The 22,327-nt window shown below is 72.7% G+C and carries 18 protein-coding genes; 11 read left to right on the top strand and 7 right to left on the bottom strand.

Going from position 1 to position 22,327, the window contains the following annotated elements:
- Positions 1–3: 3 nt before the first annotated feature.
- The 4 genes from H566_RS0114325 to acuR form a co-directional block, all read right to left on the bottom strand.
- Positions 4–1,104, bottom strand: coding sequence for a DNA/RNA non-specific endonuclease (locus H566_RS0114325; protein WP_156924443.1), 1,101 nt, complete (start codon positions 1,102–1,104; stop codon positions 4–6).
- A gap of 165 nt (positions 1,105–1,269) precedes the next feature.
- Positions 1,270–3,516 carry a TonB-dependent receptor plug domain-containing protein gene (locus H566_RS0114330; RefSeq protein ID WP_051378788.1) on the bottom strand — a complete coding sequence of 749 codons (2,247 nt, stop codon included), beginning with the start codon at positions 3,514–3,516 and terminating at the stop codon, positions 1,270–1,272.
- A gap of 262 nt (positions 3,517–3,778) precedes the next feature.
- Positions 3,779–4,762, bottom strand: a complete 984-nt coding sequence (gene acuI, locus H566_RS0114335; RefSeq protein WP_028311974.1) for an acrylyl-CoA reductase (NADPH) — start codon at positions 4,760–4,762, stop codon at positions 3,779–3,781.
- Between the two features lie 4 nt (positions 4,763–4,766).
- The gene (gene acuR, locus H566_RS25270; RefSeq protein ID WP_084545124.1) at positions 4,767–5,510 is read right to left on the bottom strand and encodes an acrylate utilization transcriptional regulator AcuR; all 744 of its coding nucleotides are present in this window, start codon (positions 5,508–5,510) and stop codon (positions 4,767–4,769) included.
- Between the two features lie 200 nt (positions 5,511–5,710).
- Between acuR and H566_RS0114345 the strand changes: the two genes are divergently transcribed.
- On the top strand, positions 5,711–6,574 hold the full coding sequence (locus H566_RS0114345; RefSeq protein ID WP_028311975.1) for a DUF6345 domain-containing protein: 864 nt from the start codon (positions 5,711–5,713) through the stop codon (positions 6,572–6,574).
- 23 nt (positions 6,575–6,597) lie between these two features.
- Positions 6,598–7,512 carry a hypothetical protein gene (locus H566_RS0114350; protein WP_028311976.1) on the top strand — a complete coding sequence of 305 codons (915 nt, stop codon included), beginning with the start codon at positions 6,598–6,600 and terminating at the stop codon, positions 7,510–7,512.
- 18 nt (positions 7,513–7,530) lie between these two features.
- Here the strand turns inward: H566_RS0114350 and H566_RS0114355 are convergent, their stop codons facing one another.
- The 3 genes from H566_RS0114355 to H566_RS0114365 form a co-directional block, all read right to left on the bottom strand.
- A complete protein-coding gene (locus tag H566_RS0114355; RefSeq protein ID WP_156924444.1) occupies positions 7,531–8,316 on the bottom strand; it encodes a hypothetical protein in 786 nt (261 codons plus the stop codon).
- Between the two features lie 2 nt (positions 8,317–8,318).
- A complete protein-coding gene (locus tag H566_RS0114360; RefSeq protein ID WP_028311978.1) occupies positions 8,319–9,008 on the bottom strand; it encodes a class I SAM-dependent methyltransferase in 690 nt (229 codons plus the stop codon).
- A gap of 143 nt (positions 9,009–9,151) precedes the next feature.
- Complete coding sequence (locus H566_RS0114365; RefSeq protein WP_028311979.1) at positions 9,152–10,120, bottom strand: LysR family transcriptional regulator; 969 nt, start codon at positions 10,118–10,120, stop codon at positions 9,152–9,154.
- A 204-nt stretch (positions 10,121–10,324) separates the two neighbouring features.
- On the opposite strand from H566_RS0114365, the gene H566_RS0114370 reads away from it, so the two are divergent.
- The 9 genes from H566_RS0114370 (at position 10,325) to H566_RS0114410 (ending at position 22,315) form a co-directional block, all read left to right on the top strand.
- On the top strand, positions 10,325–10,963 hold the full coding sequence (locus H566_RS0114370; protein ID WP_028311980.1) for an FMN-dependent NADH-azoreductase: 639 nt from the start codon (positions 10,325–10,327) through the stop codon (positions 10,961–10,963).
- A 67-nt stretch (positions 10,964–11,030) separates the two neighbouring features.
- Positions 11,031–11,951 (top strand): pirin family protein, encoded by a 921-nt coding sequence (locus tag H566_RS25275; protein ID WP_051378789.1) that lies wholly within the window; start codon positions 11,031–11,033, stop codon positions 11,949–11,951.
- Positions 11,952–12,217: 266 nt separating this feature from the next.
- Positions 12,218–13,729, top strand: coding sequence for an MBL fold metallo-hydrolase (locus tag H566_RS25280; protein ID WP_051378790.1), 1,512 nt, complete (start codon positions 12,218–12,220; stop codon positions 13,727–13,729).
- A gap of 65 nt (positions 13,730–13,794) precedes the next feature.
- Positions 13,795–15,498, top strand: a complete 1,704-nt coding sequence (locus H566_RS25285) for a trypsin-like peptidase domain-containing protein (protein WP_051378791.1) — start codon at positions 13,795–13,797, stop codon at positions 15,496–15,498.
- A gap of 118 nt (positions 15,499–15,616) precedes the next feature.
- Positions 15,617–15,880 carry a helix-turn-helix domain-containing protein gene (locus tag H566_RS25290; protein WP_034411933.1) on the top strand — a complete coding sequence of 88 codons (264 nt, stop codon included), beginning with the start codon at positions 15,617–15,619 and terminating at the stop codon, positions 15,878–15,880.
- A 1-nt stretch (position 15,881) separates the two neighbouring features.
- A complete protein-coding gene (locus H566_RS0114395) occupies positions 15,882–17,210 on the top strand; it encodes a type II toxin-antitoxin system HipA family toxin (RefSeq protein WP_028311981.1) in 1,329 nt (442 codons plus the stop codon).
- Between the two features lie 215 nt (positions 17,211–17,425).
- Positions 17,426–19,147 carry a pyridoxal phosphate-dependent decarboxylase family protein gene (locus H566_RS25295; protein ID WP_084545125.1) on the top strand — a complete coding sequence of 574 codons (1,722 nt, stop codon included), beginning with the start codon at positions 17,426–17,428 and terminating at the stop codon, positions 19,145–19,147.
- Positions 19,144–20,532 (top strand): ATP-grasp domain-containing protein, encoded by a 1,389-nt coding sequence (locus H566_RS25300; RefSeq protein ID WP_211238096.1) that lies wholly within the window; start codon positions 19,144–19,146, stop codon positions 20,530–20,532. The genes H566_RS25295 and H566_RS25300 overlap by 4 nt, the downstream gene beginning before the upstream one ends.
- The gene (locus tag H566_RS0114410) at positions 20,513–22,315 is read left to right on the top strand and encodes a hypothetical protein (RefSeq protein ID WP_028311982.1); all 1,803 of its coding nucleotides are present in this window, start codon (positions 20,513–20,515) and stop codon (positions 22,313–22,315) included. Before H566_RS25300 ends, H566_RS0114410 begins: the two co-directional genes overlap by 20 nt.
- Positions 22,316–22,327: the final 12 nt, after the last annotated feature.

Genomic DNA, 22,327 nt, shown 5'->3' on the forward strand with positions numbered 1-22,327 from the left:
GATTCAGAGTCCGTTGAGCTGGCTCCAGAGCGCGGAGCTGATCCGGTGCCGGAACGGCGAGTCGCGCAGCGCCTCCCTCAGTTCGCTGTAGGTGCCGATCGGGCGGAAGGTGTTCTGCAGATCCTCTTCGTCACTGGAGAACTCGTCCTCGCTCTCGATCATGCCGTTGTCGGCATTCACGCGCTGGTAGTCGAGGTTGAGCTTGGTCGGCAGCCAGTTGTCGAGCCTGAGGGTCGATGTCGGATCGGCATTGGCGTCGAGTCGAAGTTTCAGCATCCGCGCCATGTTGCCGACCGTCGGTTCGAGATAGTCCTCGCGCGTGATGTCGATGCCGACTTCGAGGGTCTCGTTGTCCTCCAGCTCCTTGTCGCGCATCCAGTCCTCGCGCTTGGCCCAGTTCTCGACATTGAGGGTGCGCGACATCGGCACCAGGTTCTTGTAGTGGTCGGCCATGCCGACGGCGCCGTCGGCCGCATCCCAGAGCGAGTGCGGAATGATGTGACCGCCCTCGAAAGTCTCGGCCTGCCCGGTCTTGATGTAGAACTGGTCACGCCCGAAGTTGCCGATCACGCCCGAGTAGTAGCCGTTGCGGCCCGGCGGGGTGTTGACCTGGTTGTCGAGCGTCGCCGCGATGCTGGCCGGTGCCGGCACGGTCTTGACGCCCTTGCTGCCGAAGAAGTCGCGCACTTGCTTCGTGATCTCGCCGTTGTGGCGCTCATCGATCGCATCGCTGGCTTCCAGTTCGTTGATGAGGTCCTGCGTAGGCGGCAGCAGCTCCTCGTAGTCGACGTTGAAGTCGAGCACGTTGCGCTGGACGACGCCGGCCTCCGGCTGCGACGCGGCCGCGAGGCGGCGCTGGGCCGTCGCCGCCGGCGCTTCGTGGCGGCCGGCCCGTGCGGAACCCGCATGGGCCGTGGCACGGGCCTGGAGCGCCCGCAGCTGCCCGATCCGGGCCGACCCCGCCGCCTGCCGCGCGAGCGCATCCAGCCCGGGATTGCCGGCGCGGCTGGCGGACGCGTCGGGCCGTGAACGGCCGCGCATGAGGGAAACGGCCGCCGCGCCCGCCTGCGGCGCGCGGGATTCGGGAATGGCATGAACTGGCATGGAGTCCTCCTTCGACATTGCGATCCGGACCACCATCCGGGACGACGGCGGCCCGCAGCCACTCTGGGCCACGGCGCCGGCGCCCCGCCATTCACTGGAACAAGTCGCCGCCATCAACCGGAGGCCGGCCTCCGGCCGGGTCGTGCGGCGGCATGCCACCCGGACTCAGATCCGCAACTCCCAGCGCAGCGTCGCCACCGGATTGGTCCGCTGCGTCGTCGCCGTCGTCTGCGTGAAGCCCTGCGTGGCCGACACCACCGACCCGCCCGAGTCGTAGTCGCGCCCGCTCAGGTTGGCGACCGACAGCCGCAGCTGCGACACCGGCGAGAACGCCCAGGCACCGAACACGTCGGCGACGATCTTCGTGCCGTTGACGGCCTGCTGCGTCGGCGTGAGCTGGATCGTCGTCACGGGCGTCCACGTCACGCCGCCGCCGAGCGTGAGCGGCGTGCCCGGCACGCGGCCGTCGAGGCTGAAGCTGCCCTGGGCCTTGGGCTGCTGGTCGAGCCGGTTGTTCGGCCCCGGAATGCCGTCCACCTGCGAGCGGTAGAGACTGAGGCCGGCCTTGAGGTTGATGGCCGGCGCGCCCGCGACGATCTCGTCGAAGCCGGTGCGCGCCTCCAGCTCGATGCCGCGCGTGACCGCGTCGCCCACGTTCTCGGGCCGCGACACCCAGCGGTCGGACGCGGCCCACGGCACCGGTTGCAGGCTGGTCACGGTGCGGATCAGGTCGGTGATGCGGCGCTGGAACACGCCGATGCTCGTGACGCTGCGTCGGCCCGTGTAGTGCTCCCACGCGAGGTCGATGCCGGTGGCGAGTTCGGGCTTGAGGTCGGGGTTGCCGACGCTGTCGGGATTGCTCGGGTCGTTGGGCCGGGTGCTGAGTACCGGCAGGTTCGAGAGCTGGCCGAGCTGCGGCGCCTTGTAGCTGCGCGTGAGGCTCAGGCGCACGACGTCGCGCGCGTTCTCGTCGGGCTTCCACGCCACATGGAACAGCGGCGACCAGACGGCGCTGCTGTTGTCGCTGCTGCTGCCGGCGGTACGGCTTTGCGTGGCGATCTGCTCCCAGCGCAGGCCGGCGTAGGCCGACCAGTTGAGGTCGATCTCCCATTCGTCCTGGGCCCAGCCGGCGAGGGTACGGCTGCGGGCGCGGGTGCTGTCGCCATAGCCGGCGAGCTGGGACACGCCGTTGTCGAGCGAGACGCGGCGCTGGTGGCGCCAGGCGTCCTCCCATTCCCAGCCGGCGACGAGGCTGTGGCCGCCGTCGAGCGGCTGGCTCAGCTTGCCCTTGCTGTTGATGCTGCGGTCCTGGCTGCGGTTGCTGGCGTCGAGCGTGCGGCTGCGCGTGCCGTCGGCGGCGTATTCGCTGCGGTCGGAAGTGCCACGGTTTTCGGAGCCGCCGGCGCTGAGGTCGAGTTGCAGCCGCGCGCCGCTGTCGTTGAGGCGGTGCTGCCACTGGCCCGAGAGGCGGGCGGCGGCGTCGCTGTTGTCGGCGTCGGTGTGGCTGCTGGCGTAGGGCGCGGTGCCGACGGTTTGCGCGAGCTGGGAGTCGGTGTCGCTGCGCCCGCGCATCGCGAACAGGAAGGGCGAGAGCACGAGCTGGTCGCCGCCGTCGAGGCGGAACTGCACGCGGCCGCCGGCCTGCACACCTTCGCGCCGGCCGAGGCTGCGGCTGACTTCGTCGCGGTCGAGCAGCGGGGTGCCGGTGGCGTCGGCGGTGGCGCGGGTGCGGGTCTCGGTTTCGGTGAGCTGGTCGGCGTGGAAGACGCCGGCGTTGAGGCTGTAGCGGTGGCCGTCGCCGAAGCCGCCGGTGCGGCCGAAGGAGGCGCGCTCGGACGGCCGGCCGCGCTCGACGCCCGTCTCCAGCTTGACCTCGTCGCCGAGGGCGCCGAGCGGCTCGCGCAGCACGATGTTGATGGTGCCGCCGATGGCGCGCGTGCCGTGCTCGGCGGTGGGCGCCTTCATGACCTCGATGCGCTCGACCTGCTCGGGCGCGAGCGTGTCGATCGAGAAGCCGGGCGGCACGCGCTCGCCGTTGAGCAGGATTTGCGTGTAGCCCGAGCCGAGACCGCGCATGCGCACCTCGCCGCCAGGGCGCCCGGGCGGGCCGCCGAGGGTGACGCCGGGCAGGCGCTTGAGCGCGTCGCCGAGGTTGCTGTCGCCGAACTGGAGGATCTCGTCGCGCGTGACGACGGACTTGGGCGCGGTGGCGTAGCGGCGCTCGGCGGTTTCGGCCGGGCCGCGCGACCTGATCTCGACGGCGTCGAGGCTGACGCCGTTGGCGGGCTGGGCCGGGCGCGCGGCGGGGTCGGGCGCCTGCTGGGCGAAGGCCGGCGCGAGCGCGGCGAGGCCGAGGGCGATGGTGAGCGGCAGGCGCGCCGGTCGGGCGTGAAGGGCGGTCGGAAGAGGCATGGGTACGCGCGTTGGTCGTGAGCTGGAGCACACGGGCGCGTGCCCCTGCTGGCTGGCATGTGGGCAGGCTTGCCGGCTGGCGGCGTGCAGCGTAAGGGCCGGCGCGGGGCGCGCGCCGAGGGGCTGGAACGCGGTGCTGGCCATGGCCGGCGGATTGGCGGCCATGGGCGGCGGGAGTGTGGTGGCGGGGCGTCAGCGCGATCGGCGGATGTGCGGAACACCTCGCGCCGACCGACGCGAGCCTGACCGCCCCGTGCGTCGCTCACCGGTTCACATCGACGACCACCCGCCCCCGCAACCTCCCCTCCATGATCCTTCCCGCCGTCGCGATCACCTCCCCCAACCCGATCTCGCTCGCGATCGCCCCGAGCTTGGCGAGGTCGAGATCCCGCGCCAGCCGCCCCCAGGCCTCGACCCGATCCGCCTTCGGCCGCATCACGCTGTCGATGCCCGCGAGCGTGACGCCGCGCAGGATGAAGGGCATGACCGTCGCGGGCAGGTCGGCGCCCGCCGCGAGGCCGCAGGCCGCGACCGTGCCGCCGTACTTCATGCCGGCGCAAACGTTTGCAAGCACATGGCTGCCGGCCACGTCCACCGCTCCGGCCCAGCGCTCCCTGCCGAGCGGCTTGCCCGGCGACGCGAACTCGGCGCGCGGCAGCACCGCCTTGGCGCCGAGGCCCGTCAGGTACTCCGCCTCCTCGGGCCGCCCGCTCACCGCCACCACCTCGTAGCCGAGCTTCGCGAGCAGCGCGACCGCCACGCTGCCCACGCCGCCGGCCGCGCCCGTCACCAGCACCTCGCCCCGGTCGGGCGTGACGCCGTGCTTCTCCAGCGCGATCACGCACAGCATCGCGGTGTAGCCGGCGGTGCCGATCTCCATCGCCTGGCGCGGCGTGAAGCCGGCCGGCAGCGGGATAAGCCAGTCGCCCTTGAGCCGCGCCTTCTGCGCGAGCGCGCCCCAGTGCGCCTCGCCCACGCCCCAGCCGTTGAGCAGCACCGCGTCGCCGGCCTTGAAGTCGGGATGGCTGCTGCTCTCGACCGTGCCCGCGAGGTCGATGCCCGGCACCATCGGAAACCTGCGCACCACCGGCCCCTTGCCGGTGATGGCGAGCGCGTCCTTGTAGTTGAGCGTCGAATACGCGACCTTGACCGTCACGTCGCCCTCGGGCAGTTGCGCCTCGTCGAGCGCGCGGCGGCTCGCGCGGTAGCCCGCGTCGTCCTTCTCGATCAGGATGGCCTCGAACATGTCCCTACTCCCTGGCAGCTTGGGTTTTGCCGGCGCGCCTGCGCGGGCGAGATGCCGCGCCCGACGGCGCGACCACGGTTGACGCGGCCGCCGGCGGCCTGCCGCCCAGCCCCGCGATGAAGAATTCTGCAAACCCTTGCAACACCGCCGGCGACCGCTCCAGCCGCGCGCGCAGCACCGCGCCCTCCCAGCCGGTCCAGAACAGCATCGCCGCGTGTTCGCAGTCGGTGCCGGGCGCGATCTCGCCGGCATCGCGTGCGAGGCGCAGGCAGGCGGCGACGCGCGCCTCCCAGTCGGCAAACACCGCGAGCAGCCGCGCGCGAAAGCCCTCGGGCAGCGCCGACATTTCCTGCCCCAGATTGCCGACGAGGCAGCCGCGCCGCCAGTCGTGCCGCGCCATGCCGTCGGCCGCGTCGGCCACGAAGCGGCGCAGCCGCGCGAGCGGCGACGGTTCGGCGGCGTCGAGCAGATGGCGGTCGAGCTTGCGCCCGAAGTAGGCGGCGTAACGCTCGACCAGCGCCGCGCCGAAGGCTTCCTTGCTCTCGTGCCAGTGATAGAACGAGCCCTTGGGCACGCCGGCGCGGCGGAGGATTTCGTCGATGCCGGTGGCGGCGAAGCCCTTCTCGGTCAGCACCGCGAGGCCGGCGCGCAGCAGCGCCTCGCGCGTGTCGTCGGGCGCGAGGGCGTTGCGCGGCGGGCGGCCGCGACGGCGCGGCGCGGCGGTGTCGGTGCTGGCGTCGGTGCTCATAGGCGCCGATATTAGACCGGTCGTCTATAAATTGACCAGCCCGGTTTCGGGTAGCTCACTCATCGGTGGGAAATCGGTGGGAAGCCGGCGCCCAGTGTTGCGCCCGTCGAAGCCGCCGACGCAGCGGCCGGCAAAAGCCGCAAACCGGATGCCTCTTGCGAGGCCGTCACGGCGCCGGCACTTCATGGGAGGAACACAGCATGTCCATCAGCAAGTTGCTGCTCGCGGCCGGCGTCGTCGGCTGCGCATTCGCGGCGCGGCCGGCGGCCGCCGTCAACGTCAGCATGGGTTGCGTCGAGCGCTACAGCGACGCCTCGGGCTTCACCACCGATGACAACGTCTCGCTCACCTGCGACGCGGCCTCGGGTTTCTACGGCCTGTTCAACTTCTGGGGCGGCAACGCGCTGCGCCGCTTCTGGCAGAACACCCTCGTGTGGCCGACCGACTACCGCGAGGACAGCTTCGGCGGCTCCGACAGCATCGAGGCCGACTGGTCGAGCGCCGACCTGCATGTGTTCTCGGGGCACGGCAGCTGCCAGAACCCGCCGGTATCGACCTCGCCCGACTTTCTCGTCACGGCGCGCAACGGCATCGGCCGCAACGCCAACTTCGTGAACATCGGCAGCTCGCTGCGGCTGGGCGAGTTTCCGGGCTCGGGCGTGTTCGGCTCAAACGGCAACCTCAACGCGCTGATGATCAACGCAAGCTGCCCGATGGACCTGGTGTCGCTCACCACGCAGTGGTGGCCGGTGTTCCAGGGGCTGCACGTGGCCATGGGCCATTCGGGCGACGTGAGCCACGACAACCTCGACAGCCCCACCAAGCTGCCCACCGTCGGCATGTGGCTCGGGCTGCTGGGCGGGCCGTCGGGTAGCGTCAGCTACCGCACCGCGTGGATGAACGCCGGCCTCATCGACGTGCAGGACGGCGTCTGCGCCGTCATCACCGGCACCGGTCGCACCGAGGCCGAGGCCATCTCGCGCCGCGACGCCGAGACGCCGAAGCAGCGCATCGGCGACGCCCTGCCCGCGACCTGGATCGCCTGGCGCTGGACCTGCAAGTGACCCGAGCCACCACGGAGACGACCATGAACATCCACAAGCCGACCGCGCTCGCCCTCTTCTCGGCCATCGCCCTGCAAGCCTTTGCACAATCGCCGGGTTTCGAGCCGCCGCGCCAGCGCGACGTAAGCACGACCGAGCGCGCCGACCTCGCCAAGACGGTCGCCACGCGCTTCGGGCTCAACCTGCCGGCCGACACCAGCTACAACGCCGCCGGCCCCTTCCGCGTCGCGTCGAACAAGCTGTTCAGCTATCTGGAACGCACCGACAACCCGACCAGCAGCGCGATCGAGCTGCCCGACTACGGCCTCGCCACGAAACCGCTCGACCTCGCCGCCAACGGCCGCGACGTGCTCGTGCCGCGCGCGCTCGACGCGCTGAAGAAGGGCGGCTATCCGGTCGACGGCCTCGCCTTCGCGGGCTTTCAGGACGAGTACGTCGGCGCCGGCCAGCCGCAGCTGCTCGCGAAGGATTTCGATCCGCGCAAGACCAGCGTGCCGGTGGCGCGCAGCCTGCGCTTCGAGCGCTACAGCTACGGCCTGCCGGTGTTCGGCTCGGAGGTGCTGGTGGGGCTGATGCCCGAGGGCACGATCGGCCGGCTGCGCTATCACGCGCCGCCGCTCGACGCGGCCAAGGTGAAGTCGGCGCTGGAGCTGTCGAAGCTCGTGACCAGCGGCGGCTGGACGCTGCCGCGCGAACTGGGCGCGGCCAACATCAAGGTGCTGGAGGTGCGCGCGGGCATCGGCGTGTCGAGCCTCGCTAGCCTGGAACCGCGCCAGGCGCCGGTGGTGCGCGTCACATACCGCCGCACGGGCAGCGACCCGAAGCTGCCCGTGCAGAGCACGCGCGCCGCCTACTACGACGCCAAGGGCGCCGAGGTACTGCTGGACGACGTGATCATCACGCCGCCGACGGCGGACGGGACGCTCAAGGGCAGGTAAGAAGCCGCTGCTGGAAGATCATCGTATGGGCCAGGTCTTATCGGACTGGATTGCCTGGTTGCCGTCGATCAGCCCTCTGACCGACTTCGGGATCTTGACGAGGCGGTCGCGATGCATCTCAAACGTCGCTTTAGGCGTCGTTGCGAGGTCATAGTCGGCGTCTTTCAGCACCTGCTCCGCCTCGCCCGGGCTCATGTCGGTGGTCTCAACCTCGTAGGTAATGGTGTCACCGACATTCTTGGCATTGAGAGCCGTGTTGAAGGCCTGCTCCATCTGGAGTTCCCAATCGTTATCCTCAAAGTTCTTGGGCCAGGGCCGGACATTGCTGTTATTGCCGGCACCGCCGAGCCGCTTGGGAATCATGTGGGCGCTCATCAGCAGCTTCGGCCAGCCCATGTCAACAAGGGTCTTGTTCACCTTACTTGCGATCTCGTTGTCGGCGTCACCGCCAGCTGCCGACAAGGTTGCCGGCCAGTTGGCAATCGAGAAACCGGCTGGCTTGGTGACCGTTTTCGAGTACGACTGCGGTTGCAGCACGGCGCCCGCGCCAGCCTGCGCGGGCAAGGTCGCCGGTGCCCGCCCGCCCGGCACCCGACTTACGGCCACCAAGCGCTGCAATGCGCGCATGCCTGACACGGCGGCAGAAGCATCTGCAATCGCCGACAACCGCAACTGGGCGGCAAGTCTCGCATTGGTTACCGGCGCGTGGGCGGCTCCTGATTGACGAACGGCACTGGGGGCGGCCGCTCGCGTGACGGCTTGCGACCGGTCGCCGGCGCGCTGCGGATCGACATGGACGGACATTGCTAGTTCTCCCGAGGCAAGAAGGATTCGGACAGTGGAACGGGAATGGCATGCATGTCGTGGTCATCCGTCACTGGTAAGGCATGCAGCACCACGGTGACGTCATCCCCCGCCACACCGCGCAGCACCCGCACATTCGGCGTGAGCCGCCGGCAGAACCCCTCCACCTCCGCCACGTCCTGCCCGACCAGCAGCGGATGCGCGGGAAACACCGCCGCGTCCAGCACCGTGAACACCAGCGTGCGCAGCGTTGCCGCCCACAGATGCCGCAGCGCGTTCCAGACGAAATCCGGCTCGCGGCTGCGATAGCCGAGCGCGCCGCAGGCCACGACCACCTCGGCCGGCGGCAGCGGCCGCGCGAAGTCGAAGGCATTGCCCAGCTCGAAGCGCGCGCCCGGATGCGCGGGGCCATGACGCTCGGCCGCGTGGGCGATGAACTCGGGCACGGTGTCGATGCCGTGGTAGCGGATGCCCTCGAAGCGCGCGGCGAGATAGGGCAGCAGATCGGCCGTGCCGCAGCCGATGTCGAGCACGCGCGCATGGCTGAAATCGGCGGCGGCGGCGATCGCCTCGAAGCGCGCCTGCTGACTGCGCGGCTCGCGCCAGCCGAGCGCGCCCGGCGTGCCGAGGCCATGCTCGGCGATGCGGTGGCGGTGGTAGTGGATGACGGTGGCGCGGTCGAGCAGGTGCATGGCGGGGCGGGCGGAATGACCGGCGCGGCGGCGCCGCGCGACCTGGGAGCCGGCATCCTAGGCGGGGCCGGACCGCCGTCGGGAGGTAACAGTGCGCATCCGGACACCGGCCGGTATCCGCCTCGACTCAGTGCCCGCGCTCGCTACGCCAACCCCGCCTCCTGCACCGCCGCCTCGATCGCCTCGATCAGCACCCGCGTCTTGGCGGGCATCAGCCGGCGCCCCGGCATCACCGCCCAGCAATCGGTGCAGGGCAGCGACCAGTCGGCCAGTAACGGCACGAGCCGGCGTTCGTCCAGCGGCGCGCGCGCGACCTGCATCGGCAGCGCGGCGATGCCGAGATCGGCCAGCGCGAGGTCGAGCATGAGGCGCGGCGAGTTGACGAGGGCGCGCAGCGCGGGCAGGCCGGTCCATTGCTCGGCGTCGCGGGCCGGCGCGGCGGCGAGGAGCGCGGCGCCACCGCCTGCCGCGCCACCGCTCACGCCACCGCGCCTCAACGCCCAGGGCGCCGCCTCGCCGCCGCGCCCGCGCAGCGCGATGCCGTCATGCGCGAGCAGATCGGCCGGCGCGCGCGGCGTGCCGCGCAGCGCCAGATACACCGGCGACGCGAACAGCCCCCAGCCATGCCCGTACAGCCGCCGCGCCACCAGCGTCGCGTCGTCGGGCAGCGCGCCCATGCGGATCGCGAGATCGAAGCCTTCGGCGATGAGATCGACGCGGCGCGACGACATGTCCACGTCCAGCACGATCTCCGGATAGCGCAGCAGCAGCGCGGCCAGCACGCGCTCGATGTCGATGCCGAAGGCTTCGGACGGCATCGACACCTTCAGCCGCCCGCCCGGCCGCGCCTGCCGGTGCAGCGCAAGGCTGGCGGCGGCGTCCACCTCGTCGGCCACCTGGCGCGCATGCACGAGCAGGTTGGCGCCGAAGTCGGTGAGCGTGAGGCGGCGCGTGGTGCGCAGCAGCAGCCGCTCGCCGAGCGCCGCCTCCAGCGCCGCGAGCCGGCGCGACACCGTGCTCTTGGGCAGGCCCAGACGCTCGGCCGCGCCGGTGAAGGAGCCCGCGTCCATCACGCGCGCGAACAGCAGCAGGTCATTCGGCTCGACGTCCATTGATCCACCAGTGGAACAGTGTTGTGCTGAAAGCCGGGTTTATAGCGCACTACGCGATCAATACAGTGCACTCCATCGACAGCGCGACAGCGACGGCAAACAAGGCAGCCGCACCGCAAGGCCCGCTTCCCGCACCGCCGCGCCGGCCGCGCTGTCGCCAACCGACCCGTTCGCAGCACCGTCAAGAAACCAGAAAGGCCCGCCATGAAGATCCTTCAAGTCCTCTCCAGCGTCCGCGCCGCCGATTCCAACTCGACCGTCGTCGCCAACCGCGTCGTCGACAAGCTCAAGGCCGCGAACCCCGCCGCCGAGCTGACGGTGCGCGACCTCGGCGCCCAGGCGCCCGCGCTGCTCGACGGCGCCGCCGTCGGCGCGCTGTTCACGCCGCCCGAGCAGCGCACGCCCGAGCAGGCCGCCCGCGTGGCCGAGGACGATGCGCTGATCGCCGAGATCCAGGCCGCCGACGTCGTGGTGCTGGGCGTGCCGATGTACAACCTCAACGTGCCGGCGCAACTGAAAATGTGGTTCGACGCCATCAGCCGCGCCCGCGTCACCTTCCGCTACACGGCCAACGGCCCCGAAGGTCTGCTCACGGGCAAGAAGGTGATCGTCGCCTTCGCCCGCGGCGGCAAGTACCGTGGCACCCACTTCGACCAGCAGACGCCCTATCTCAAGGTCGCGCTCGGCTTCCTCGGCATGACCGATGTGCAGTTCGTGTTCGCCGAGGGTTTCGCGATGGGCGAGGAAGGCGCGAAGGCGGCCTTTGCCGACGCCGATGCGCAGATCGCCGCGCTGGACGTGAGCGCGCCCGCGCCGGTCGCCGCCGAGGCGCTCGCCGCCTGAGCGGCATCCGCAACCACAACCCGCCACCCCGGCCATCCGCCGGCGGCGGCAGCATAAGGAGCACGCCATGAGCATCTTCACGACGACCGACGCCGCCACGAGCGGCGGCAGCACCGCCACCACCAGCCCGGTCACCGCCGTTGCCAACCCGCGCCGCGTCGAGCGCATCGTCATCGGCCATCCGACCTCGGACGGCGCCGGCGTCAAGCTCACGCGCGTGATCGACCATCGCCTGCAACGCCGGCTCGACCCGCTGCTCATGCTCGACAACTTCAGCAGCGATTCGCCCGACGACTACGTGGCCGGCTTTCCCGACCATCCGCATCGCGGCTTCCAGACCGTGACGTACATGATCCAGGGCCGCATGCGCCACCGCGACAGCGCCGGCCACGAGGGCCTGCTTGAGAACGGCAGCGTGCAATGGATGAACGCCGGCAGCGGCCTCATCCACAGCGAGATGCCCGAGCAGGAGGACGGCCGCATGGAAGGCTTCCAGCTCTGGATCAACCTGCCCTCGCACCAGAAGCTGAGCGCGCCCGCCTACCAGGACATCGCGCCCGCCGAGGTGCCCGAACTCCAGCTCGCCGGCGGCGGCCTCGTGCGCGTGATCGCCGGCGAGGCCGGCGGCGTGCGCGGCGCGGTGCGGGGCGAGTTCACCGAGCCGGTCTATCTCGACGTGCATCTGCCGCCGGGCGCGCGCTTCGCGCAGCCGCTGCCGGCCGGGCACAACGCGGTGGTCGCCACCTATCGCGGCACGGCCACGGTGGGCGGCGAGGCGGTGGAGAGCGCGCGCATGGCCATCCTCGCCAATGACACGGCGGCCGACGGCGTGGTGATCGCCAACGACGGCCCCGACGAACTGCGCGCGGTGCTCATCGCCGGCAAGCCGCTGAACGAGCCGATCGTGCAGTACGGCCCCTTCGTGATGAACACGCAGGAGGAGATCGTGCAAGCGATTGCGGATTACCGCGAAGGGCGGATGGGCTGAGGCCCGCCCAGGGCGCGGCATCGTCGCCGCGCCGGCCGGCCCGGACGCAGCGCGACCGGCTCGGCCCGCAGCCGCGCGGCCTTGCGCGAAGCCAAGCACCCACCCCGGCCGCCCTGCTGCGCAACCAGCAGCCGGGCGGCCGTTTTCGCTGGATTGCGACCAATCCGCCCCGGAAAGACCGTGGAACGGGAGTTGCCCCGTCAGGCCGACGCGCCGCCTTCGACGGCCGCGCCCGCCTTCCCACCTTTCCGCCTTCAGGTCGCGCCATGCCACTTCGTCCCGCCCGTTCCGTCGCGCCGCGCTCGCCCGCGCGCCGCGCCCTCTTCCCGCTCGCCGTCGCGGCCGCCGCCGTGCTGTCGGCCTGCTCGGCCTTCGCGCCGGTGTCGGTCGAGACCGCGAGCCAGGCGCTCACCGCCGACAACCTCGCCTCGATCGAGTTCTCGGGCACGGGCCGCTGGTACCAGTTCGGTCAGGCGCCGGCGCCCGACGAGGCCTGGCCGCCCTTCGACGTGTCGCGCTACGTGGCCGACATCGACTACGCGAAGTCGGCCGCGCGCGTGCAGATCGTGCGCAGCCAGACGCCCGAGCCGCCGCGCGAACGGCCGGCGCCGGTCGAGCAGCGCGTCGATCAGTACGTGGCCGGCGGCACCGCCTGGAACCGCGCGCCCGCCAGCGGCGGCACGCCCGGCGCCGCCACCGCGCAACCCGCCGCCGTGGCCGACCGCCAGGCCGAGATCTGGTCCACGCCGCAAGGCTTCCTCAAGGCCGCGAAGGCCAATGGCGCGACCTTCACCCGCACGCTTGGCGGCACCGAGGTGACGTTCACCGTCAACGGCAAGCAGCGCTACGTCGGCAAGCTCGACGGCGCCGGCCGCGTCGAGACCATCCGCACCTGGACCGACACGCCGGTGCTCGGCGACACCCTGCTCGAAACCCGCTTCAGCGATTACCGCGACTTCAACGGCACGAGCTTCCCGGCGCATATCGAGCGCTCGCAGGGCGGCTTCCCTGTGCTCGACCTGAAGGTGACGGAGGTCAAGCGCAACCCGGCGCTCGCGCTCGACGTGCCGGCCGAAGTCGCCAGCGCAAAGCCGGCGCCCGTGACGGTCACGGCGCAGAAGCTCGGCGACGGCGTGTGGTACCTGACGGGCGGCACGCACCACAGCGTGCTGGTCGAGGAGAAGGACCATCTGGTGCTGATCGAGGCGCCGCTCAACGAGGAACGCTCGCTCGCGCTGATCGCCAAGGCGAAGGAACTGGTGCCGTCCAAGCCGATCCGCGAGGTGGTCAACACGCATGTGCACTTCGACCATTCGGGCGGGCTGCGCACCTTCGTGGCCGAGGGCGCGAGCATCGTCACGGTCAAGGGCAACGAGCGCTATTACGAGCGCGCCTGGGCCGCGCCGCGCACGCTCAATCCCGACCGGCTCGCGCAGGCCGGCGTGGCGCCGAAGTTCGTCACCTTCAGCGGCAAGCTGGTGATCGGCGACGAGCATCCGGTCGAGCTGCACGAGATCGCGGCCTCGGGCCACAACGATGCCTTCCTGCTCGCCTGGCTGCCGCAATCGAAGGTGGTGGTCGAGGCCGATGCCTACACGCCGGTCGCGGCCGGCGCGCCGGTGCCGCAACCGGTCAATCCGTACAACGTCAACCTGCTGGGCAACATCGAGCGGCTGAAGCTGGACGTGGCCCAGATCGCGGCGCTGCACGGCCCGCGCCTGACCACGCTGGCCGACCTGCGCGCCGCCACGGCGACGCCGGTGGCGAGCGCGCGATGAGGCGGCTCGCGGCAGCAAGGGACACCCGGCCGGCGGCCAACCGGCAAGCTGTGAAAGCGCTTGCAATGTCGGTGGCGCTGGCCTTCGCGCTGCCGGCGGCGATCGCGGCGGATGCCGGCAGCGCCCCGGCCGGCGCGGTCGGCGGCAGCACGCCGGCCAGCCCGGCGGCGGCCGGCGCGGCCGGCAACGCACCGCTCGTGCGCGGCCTGCCCGACTTCGCCGACCTCGTCGAGCGCGCCGGGCCGGCGGTCGTCAACATCCGCACCGTGGCCAATCCGCATGCCGGCGTGCGCGGCGCGCCCGATCTGGACGAGCTGCTGCGCAGGCATTTCGGCACGCCGGATGCACCTTCGGCGCCTGAAGCCGCGCCCGACGCGGGCAAGGCCGCGCCCGGCAACGGCAAGCGCGCGCCCGGACGTTCGCCGGCCGCGCCGGGCAAGGCGCCGTCGGCCTCGGGCAAGGGCAGCGCGCCCGAGGCGCTGGCGGCACCGGGCGGTCGCGCCGCGCCGGGCGCCGGCAATGGCGCGCCCGGCAATGGTGCCCAGGGCAATGCCGCGCCCGGCCAGCCGCCCTCGGCCGGCGCGCCCGACCCCGACCCGTCCGCCGACGACGCCCCCCGCGCCCCGCGCGGCGTCGGCTCGGGCTTCATCGTCGGCGGCGACGGCGAAATTCTCACCAACGCCCATGTCGTGGCCGATGCCGAGCAGGTCATCGTCCGGCTCGACGACCGGCGCGAATTCACCGCCCGCGTCGTCGGCCTCGACCGCCGCACCGACGTGGCGCTGCTGCGCATCGACGCCACCGGCCTGCCCGTGCTGCCCGCCGGCGACGCGACCCGGCTGCGCGTCGGCGAATGGGTCATCGCCATCGGCTCGCCCTTCGACCTCGACAACAGCGTCACCGCCGGCATCGTCAGCGCCCGCGCGCGCGAGACCGGCGAACTGCTGCCCTTCATCCAGACCGACGTGGCGATCAACCCGGGCAACTCGGGCGGGCCGCTCATCAACCTGCGCGGCGAGGTGGTCGGCATCAACTCGCAGATCTACAGCCGCTCGGGCGGCTACCAGGGCATCTCCTTCGCGATCCCGATCGACGAGGCGCTGCGCGTGGCCGACCAGCTGCGCAGCAACGGCCGCGTGATCCGCAGCCGCATCGGCGTGGCCGTGGGCGAAGTGACGAACGAGGTCGTGGCCACGCTCGGCCTGACGCGCGCGGCGGGCGCGCTGGTGTCGGGCGTCGAGGTGGGCAGCCCGGCCGACAACGCCGGCGTCGTGCCCGGCGATGTCATCACCGGCGTGGACGCCAAGCCCGTCGAACGCTGGAACGACCTGCCGCGCATCATCGGCGCGGGCGTGCCGGGCGGGCGCCACAAGCTCAGGCTGATCCGCGCCGGCCAGCCGCAGGAGCTGGCGGTGCGCTACGCCGAACTCGAACCCGAGAAGACCGCCGCCCGCCCCGAGCCCAAACCCGAGCCGACGGTGGCCGCCGCGGCGCCGCGCGACCTCGGCATCGGCGTATCCGACATCACCGCCGCCGACCGCCGCGCGCTCCAGCTCGACCGGGGCGCGCAGATCGTGCGGGCGCAAGGGCTGGCCGAACGCGCCGGGCTGCGGCCGGGCGACATCCTGCTGAGCCTGGGCGGCGTGGGCGTGCACGGCACGGCGCAGTTCGAGGCCGTGCTCGACCGCATCGACACCGGCAAGCCGGTGAGCGCGCTGGTGCGGCGCGAGCAGTGGACGCGGCTGTTCGTCATCAGGCCGCGCGGGTGAGCGTGACGGGCCGTCATCGAGCTTCCCGATAAACCAGTTTTATCCGGAAAATCGATAAAGCAGGAATATCAGGATTGGCGATAAAATCGTTTTATCGTCTTTCCCGATGAGCCATGTCATGCGCCAACGCCTGATCACGCCCTTGCAGGCCGGGCAGCTGCTGACCGCCCGACGCAAGTCGCGCGGCCAGCCCCAGGCCGCGCTCGCCAGCCAACTCGGCATCAGCCAGAACCGGCTGTCCGAACTCGAATCCAGCCCAGAGCGCATCACGCTCGACCGTCTGCTGCTGCTGGCCGACGCGCTCGGTTTCGAGCTGGTATTGCAGGACAAGGGCGAGGACGCCGCGCCGCTCGGCGTGCGCGAATCCGCGCCGGAGTGGTGACATGGGCCGCCCGTCGCGCAGCCGCGCGCTCGCGGTCTGGATGAACGGCGAACGCGTGGGCGAATGGCGCCTGCCCGCGCAAGGCCCGATGGAGCTGGCCTACGACCCGGACTGGCTCGCCTCGCCGCAATCGCGGCCGTTGTCGCTGTCGCTGCCGCTCAACCATGACGGCGTGCCGCTGCGCGGGCCGGCGGTCGAGGCTTGGTTCGACAACCTGCTGCCCGACGGCGAGCCGATCCGCAAGCGCTTGCAGGCCCGCTTCCGCACGCGCGGCGGCAGCGCCTTCGACCTGCTCGAAGCCGTCGGCCGCGATTGCGTCGGCGCGGTGCAGCTGCTCGCGCCCGACGCCGATCCGCCCGATGTGCGCCGCATCGACGCCGAGCCGCTCGACGAGGCCGCCCTCGCCGCGCTCATCGACCGCGCCGTGCTGCCGCCCTCGGCCTGGGACGCAGGCGCCGACGACGGCGACTTCCGCCTCTCGCTCGCCGGCGCCCAGGAAAAGACCGCCTTCACGCTGCACGCCGGCCGCTGGTGCCGGCCGCACGGCGCCACGCCCACCACCCACATCTTCAAGCTGCCGCTCGGGCTCGTCGGCAACCGCCAGGCCGACATGCGCGGCTCCGTCGAGAACGAATGGCTCTGCGCCGAGCTGCTGCGCGAATGCGGCCTCGACATCGCGCGCTGCGAGATCGCCCGCTTCGCCGACCGCAAGCTGCTGGTGGTCGAGCGCTTCGACCGGCGCCTCGCCGCGAGCGGCGACTGGTGGCTGCGGCTGCCGCAGGAAGACGGCTGCCAGGCGCTCGGCCTGCCGTCGGCGCGCAAGTACGAGGCCGACGGCGGCCCCGGCCTCGACGACCTCGCCGGCCTGCTGCGCTACTCGTCCGAGCGCGAGCGCGATCTCGGCACGCTGCTGCGCGCGCAACTGCTGTTCTGGCTGCTGGCCGCGACCGACGGCCACGCCAAGAACTTCAGCCTCGCACTGCTCGCGGGCGGGCAGTACCGGCTCACGCCGCTGTACGACGTGCTGTCGGCCTGGCCGGTCGCGGGCCGGGGCGCCAACCAGCTCGATCCGCACCGGCTCAAGCTTGCTATGGCGTTGCGCGGGAAGAACGCGCACTACCGCCTCAGCGAGATCCGGCGTCGGCATTTCATCGAGACGGCGGCGCGCTGCGGCTACGGCGCGGCGGCGATGGAAGCCGACATCGAAGCGATGCGCGCGGCGCTGCCGGCGGCGCTCGACGCGGTGGGCGCGCGTCTGCCGGCGGGATTTCCGACGGAAGTGTTCGCAAACATCGACGCGGGCACGCGCGGCCAGCTCGCGCTGCTCTGACCGCCGGGGCGCGCCGCGTCCGCGCCAGCCGCCCCGCGCGGACCGCCTGTCGCGCGCCTCCGACCGACCGGCCGTCACGGCCCGCGCACGGCCCGCGCACCGTTCGAACTCCCCGCCCTTCCCCCCGCTTCTCCCCCGCTCGGGCTGCGGGCGACTCCCTATCCTCGACGCTGATCGCTGCGCCTTCGCGCATCGCGCCCAAGCCTCAGGACACCATGCAGGACCGCGCCGACGCCCCCGGCTCGCCCGAATCCGCCACGAGCGCAGCTCCCGCCGGCACCGGCCGTCCGGTCGCCGCGCCCGCCTCGCTCGACCCGGCCAGCCCCGCCGACTGGTCGGCGCTGCGCGAGCAGGGCCATCGCATGCTCGACGACCTGTTCGATCACCTGGCCGGCCTGCGCGACCACCCCGTCTGGCAGCCGCTGCCGCCCGGCCTGCGCGCCGCCTGGCGCGAGCCGCTGCCGCATGCGCCCATGCCGCTCGACGCCGCGCATGCGCGCTTCATGGCCGAGGTGCTGCCGCATTCGGTCGGCAATGCGCATCCGCGCTTCATGGGCTGGGTGCAGGGCGGCGGCACGGCGGTCGGCATGCTGGCCGAGATGCTCGCTGCCGGCCTCAACGCCAACGTGGGCGGGCGCGACCAGATGCCGCTCGAAGTCGAGAAGCAGATCGTCTGCTGGATGCGCGAGCTGTTCGGCTTTCCGGCCACGGCGGGCGGGCTGTTCGTGACCGGCTCGTCGATGGCCAACTTCCTCGGCGTGCTCATCGCGCGCACGAAGGCGCTCGGCGCCGAGGTGCGCCGGCTCGGGCTGCAATGCGCGGTGGCGCGCGGCGGCATCGCGGCGCCGCGCCTCGTCGGCTACGCCGGCACGACGGCGCACGGCTGCCTCGCGCGCGGCTTCGACATGGCCGGCCTCGGCACCGCCGCGCTGCGCCGCATCCCGGTCGATGCCGACCATCGCATCGACCTCACCGCCCTCGCCGCCCAGATCGCGCTCGACCGCGCGGCCGGGCTGCATCCCTTCATGGTGGTCGGCACCGCCGGCACCGTGGACATCGGCGCGATCGACCCGCTCGCCGAACTGGCCGAACTCGCCGCGCGCGAGCGGCTGTGGTTCCACGTCGATGGCGCCTTCGGCGCGCTCGGCATGCTGTCGCGCGAAGTGGCGCCGATGCTCGCCGGCATCGAACGCGCCGACTCGATCGCGCTCGACTTCCACAAGTGGGGCCAGGTGCCCTACGACGCCGGCTTCATCCTCGTGCGCGACCAGGCCGACCAGCTCGCCACCTTCGCCGCGCCGGCCGACTATCTCGCGCGCAGCCCGCGCGGCCTCGCCGCCGGCTCGCCCTGGCCCTGCGACCTCGGGCCCGACCTGTCGCGCGGCTTCCGCGCGCTCAAGACCTGGTTCACCTTCGCCACCTACGGCGCCGACGCGCTGGGCGCCGTCATCGACCGCAGCCGCGCGCTCGCGCAAGCGCTTGCAGCGCGCATCGAGGCCGAGCCGGCGCTGGAGCTGCTCGCGCCGGTCACGCTCAACATCGTGTGCTTCCGGCATCGCGGCGCCCGCGCGGCCGACGGCGCGATGCCGGCGGCGACGGCCACCGCCATGCCGGGCGTCCGTCCGGCCGATGCGGCCCGCGCGAGCACTCCGGAAAGCGCCGCGTCCTCGCTCGCCACACGCCACGCCGACGCCGTGCTCGCCGACGCGCTCGACGGCCGCCGCGCCAGCGCGCTCGACCGGCTCAACGCCGACATCGTGGCCGACCTGCACGAAGCCGGCATCGCAGTGCCGTCCACCACCGTCATCGACGGCCGGCTCGCGATCCGCGCCGCCCTAGTCAACCACCGCACCGACGCGAGCGACATCGACGCCCTGGTCGATGCCGTGCTCGCCCGCGCCGCCGCGCGCCTCGCCTCACCCACGGATTTCGCATGAGCAGCACCATTCCCTCGCCCGCCGTCACGCCGCAGGACGCCGCCACCTCCGCGCCCGGCGCGGGCCACGCCGCGCGCGCCACCGACGCGCCGGCCGCCGCACGCGCCGACGCCCCGACCGACGCGCCCGCCGACGCCCCGGTCGCCCTCGGCTCCGCGCCCGGCCTGCTCGGCCTCGCCACGCTCATGCGCCTCGCCTTCGACCGCGCCGACCTCGTGCCGATCTCGAAGGCGCTCATCGCGCGCGCCAGCCGCGACGAATCCGACGCCGACGCGCTCATGGACCTCGCCACGCTGCTGCAACTGCAAGGCATCGCCGACCTCGGCCTCGCCACGCTCATGCAAGCGCTTGCAGTTTGCCGCGTGTACGAACTGCCCGCCGCGCGCCAGCCCGCGCTGCGCCTGCTCGCGCTCATGGCGCCGGGCGAGCTGATGGCCAACGCGCCGCTGCCCTTCCTGTTCGAGGGCGGCGACATCTCGCTGACCATGCTCTACCTCCTGCCCGGCGAGCCGGTGCCGGCCGAGCTGCCGCCGCATGACGCGATCTTCATCGCCATCTCGGAAAGCGACGCCAACCGCCCGCTGCTCGACAAGCTCGCGCGCGCCAGCGCCGCCTGGACCGCGCCCGTCATCAACCGCCCCGGCCGCGTCGCGCTCACCGCGCGCGACCGCGCCTGCGAGCTGCTGGCCGACGTGGAAGGCGTGCGCATGCCGGCCACCGCGCGCGCGCCGCGCGCCGCGCTGCAAGCGATTGCAGCCGGCCGCGCCGACCTCGCCCGCCTGCTGCCCGACGGCCCCTGGCCGCTCATCGTGCGGCCGGTCGATTCGCATGCCGGTCACGACCTCGAACGCATCGCCGACGCCGCCGCGCTCGATCGCTATCTCGCCGCGCACGAGCAGCGCGAATTCTTCATCGCGCGCTTCATCGACTATCGCGGCCGCGACGGGCTGTTCCGCAAGTACCGCGTGGTGCTCATCGACGGCATCCCGCACGCCGGCCACATGGCGATCTCGGCCGACTGGATGATCCATTACCTCAACGCCGGCATGACCGACAGCGAGGCCAAGCGCGCCGAGGAAGCCGCCTTCATGCGCGACTTCGACGCCGACTTCGCCCAGCGTCACCGCGTCGCGCTGCACGCGATCGGCCAGCGCTTCGGCCTCGACTGGCTCGTCATCGACTGCGCCGAGACCGCCACCGGCGACCTGCTCGTGTTCGAGGTCGATCCCGGCGCCGTGGTGCATTCGATGGACCCGCCCGACCTCTTCCCCTACAAGCGCGAGCCGATGCAGCGCGTGTTCAGCGCCTTCCGCGCGCTGCTCGCGCGCCGCATCGACCAGGCCGCGCGTCGCCAGGAGCCCCGCCATGTCCACCGTGCTGCCTAGCCGCGCCCGCGCGCCCGGATTCCTCGTCAACGCGCCCGCCCGCCTCGCTGCCGGCGATGCCCGCGCCGGCACGGCCGGCGCCACCGCGACCGGCCACCCGGCCACCGCCGGCCAGCCCGCCGTGGCGGGCCACGCTCCACCCGCGCGCCGCCTGCTCGCGCCCAGCCTCTTCCTGCCCGACCTGCGCGCCGCCACCGCGCAACTCCTGACCGAAGGCGGCGACGAACGCATCCGGCCCGACGCCTTCGGCTTCAACCGCTACGGCTGCGCCACGCTGCCCGACCCCGGCATCGTCGAACTGGGTTCGTCCACCGCGTCGGCGGTGTCGCCGGCCGGCTTCGACGCCGCCAACCGGCTGCTCGCGCGGCTCGCGGGCCGGCCCGATTCGCACATGGCCGAGGCCGAGCGCATCCGGCGCGAACTGCTCGCGCTGTCGGGCGCCGACCGCGCCGAAGGCTGCGAGGCGGTGCTCGCCGCCTCGGGCACCGACGTGCATCTCATCGCCATCACCCTCGCCGCCGGCCCGGAACGCGCGCCGGTGCGCGCCGTCATGGCCGACGCCGGCGAGACCGGCAGCGGCGTGCCGCTCGCGCTCGGCGGCCGGCATTTCGGCGCGACGCGCTGCCGGGGCGGCATGGTGGACAAGGGCGCGCCGAGTCCGCTCGCCGACGCCATCGCCGCGCCGCGCCAGATCGCGCTGCGCGAGGCCGACGGCGGCGCCCGCCCGGCCGGCGCGATCGACGCCGATTTCGAGGCCGCCGTCGAGGCGGTCGTCAGTCAGGGCGAGCGCTGCCTGCTCGTGCTGACCGACGTAAGCAAGACCGGCCTCGTCGCGCCCACGCCGGACTGCGCCGCGCGGCTGGCCGAACGCTTCGGCGCGCGGCTCACGGTCATGGTCGATGGCTGCCAGTTCCGGCTCGCGCCGGCCACGCTCGCGGGCTATCTCGGGCGCGGTTTCGCCGTGGCCGTCACCGGCTCCAAGTTCGTGGGCGGGCCGGCCTTCAGCGGCGCGCTGCTGCTGCCTGGCGTCGCCGCGCGCCGGCTGCGCGCCATGCCGCTCGACGCGCTGGCCGGCTACACCGGCCGCGCCGACTGGCCGGCCGACTGGCCCGGCGCGCGCGCGCTCGACGGCGGCGCCAGCCACGGCCTGCTGCTGCGCTGGGAAGCCGCGCTGGCCGAACTGCGCCGCTTCCGCGCGCTGCCCGCCGCCGCCATCGACGGCTTCCTGCGCGACTGGGGCCAGGCCGTGGCCGGCCGCATCGCCGCCGATCCGCGCCTCGAATCCGTGGACGTGCCGGCCCTGGCGCGCGGCTTCGCCGACGGGTCCGGCGCCGATCCCGCGTCCGACGCCCTCGCCGCCGGCCTTGACGCCCACGCACGCGGCGCCGACCGCCCGCCCATGCCCGCCTGGGACGCGCGCCAGACGATCTTTCCCGTCATCGCGCGCGGCCCCGACGGCCACCCGCTCGCGCCCGCCGCGCTGCATGCGCTGTGGCGCCAGCTCGCCGGCCATGACGATGACGCCGACGCGACCACCCGCGCCTTCGCCAGCCTGGCCGGCGGCCTGGGCGGCGCCGACGCCGCCCGCGTCGCCGCGCCGCGCCTGCGCCTCGGCCAGCCGGTACTGCTCGGCCGGCGCGACGGACAGCCGCTGGTCGCGCTGCGGCTGTGCGCCAGCGCCCGGCTCGTGAGCGACGCGCTCGGCCAGCCCGACGGCACGGCGGCGGTGATCGCGGCCTCGCTGGTCGCGCTCGACCGGCTGGCCGAGCTGGCGACGCGCTGACCGGACGGCGGG

Source organism: Derxia gummosa DSM 723 (assembly GCF_000482785.1).
Lineage (GTDB): Bacteria > Pseudomonadota > Gammaproteobacteria > Burkholderiales > Burkholderiaceae_E > Derxia > Derxia gummosa.

Excerpts from the sequence above, each read along its gene's own strand:
- H566_RS0114365 (WP_028311979.1), bottom strand. The coding sequence starts at position 10,120 with ATGGACGTCGAGCCGAATGACCTGCTGCTGTTCGCGCGCGTGATGGAC.
- acuI (WP_028311974.1), bottom strand. The coding sequence starts at position 4,762 with ATGTTCGAGGCCATCCTGATCGAGAAGGACGACGCGGGCTACCGCGCG.
- H566_RS0114330 (WP_051378788.1), bottom strand. The coding sequence starts at position 3,516 with ATGCCTCTTCCGACCGCCCTTCACGCCCGACCGGCGCGCCTGCCGCTC.
- H566_RS0114395 (WP_028311981.1), top strand. The coding sequence starts at position 15,882 with ATGGGCCGCCCGTCGCGCAGCCGCGCGCTCGCGGTCTGGATGAACGGC.
- H566_RS0114410 (WP_028311982.1), top strand. The coding sequence starts at position 20,513 with ATGTCCACCGTGCTGCCTAGCCGCGCCCGCGCGCCCGGATTCCTCGTC.
- H566_RS25295 (WP_084545125.1), top strand. The coding sequence starts at position 17,426 with ATGCAGGACCGCGCCGACGCCCCCGGCTCGCCCGAATCCGCCACGAGC.
- H566_RS0114350 (WP_028311976.1), top strand. The coding sequence starts at position 6,598 with ATGAACATCCACAAGCCGACCGCGCTCGCCCTCTTCTCGGCCATCGCC.
- H566_RS0114325 (WP_156924443.1), bottom strand. The coding sequence starts at position 1,104 with ATGCCAGTTCATGCCATTCCCGAATCCCGCGCGCCGCAGGCGGGCGCG.
- H566_RS0114360 (WP_028311978.1), bottom strand. The coding sequence starts at position 9,008 with ATGCACCTGCTCGACCGCGCCACCGTCATCCACTACCACCGCCACCGC.
- H566_RS0114345 (WP_028311975.1), top strand. The coding sequence starts at position 5,711 with ATGTCCATCAGCAAGTTGCTGCTCGCGGCCGGCGTCGTCGGCTGCGCA.
- H566_RS25290 (WP_034411933.1), top strand. The coding sequence starts at position 15,617 with ATGCGCCAACGCCTGATCACGCCCTTGCAGGCCGGGCAGCTGCTGACC.
- H566_RS25280 (WP_051378790.1), top strand. The coding sequence starts at position 12,218 with ATGCCACTTCGTCCCGCCCGTTCCGTCGCGCCGCGCTCGCCCGCGCGC.
- H566_RS0114355 (WP_156924444.1), bottom strand. The coding sequence starts at position 8,316 with ATGTCCGTCCATGTCGATCCGCAGCGCGCCGGCGACCGGTCGCAAGCC.
- H566_RS0114370 (WP_028311980.1), top strand. The coding sequence starts at position 10,325 with ATGAAGATCCTTCAAGTCCTCTCCAGCGTCCGCGCCGCCGATTCCAAC.
- H566_RS25300 (WP_211238096.1), top strand. The coding sequence starts at position 19,144 with ATGAGCAGCACCATTCCCTCGCCCGCCGTCACGCCGCAGGACGCCGCC.
- H566_RS25285 (WP_051378791.1), top strand. The coding sequence starts at position 13,795 with ATGTCGGTGGCGCTGGCCTTCGCGCTGCCGGCGGCGATCGCGGCGGAT.
- H566_RS25275 (WP_051378789.1), top strand. The coding sequence starts at position 11,031 with ATGAGCATCTTCACGACGACCGACGCCGCCACGAGCGGCGGCAGCACC.
- acuR (WP_084545124.1), bottom strand. The coding sequence starts at position 5,510 with ATGAGCACCGACGCCAGCACCGACACCGCCGCGCCGCGCCGTCGCGGC.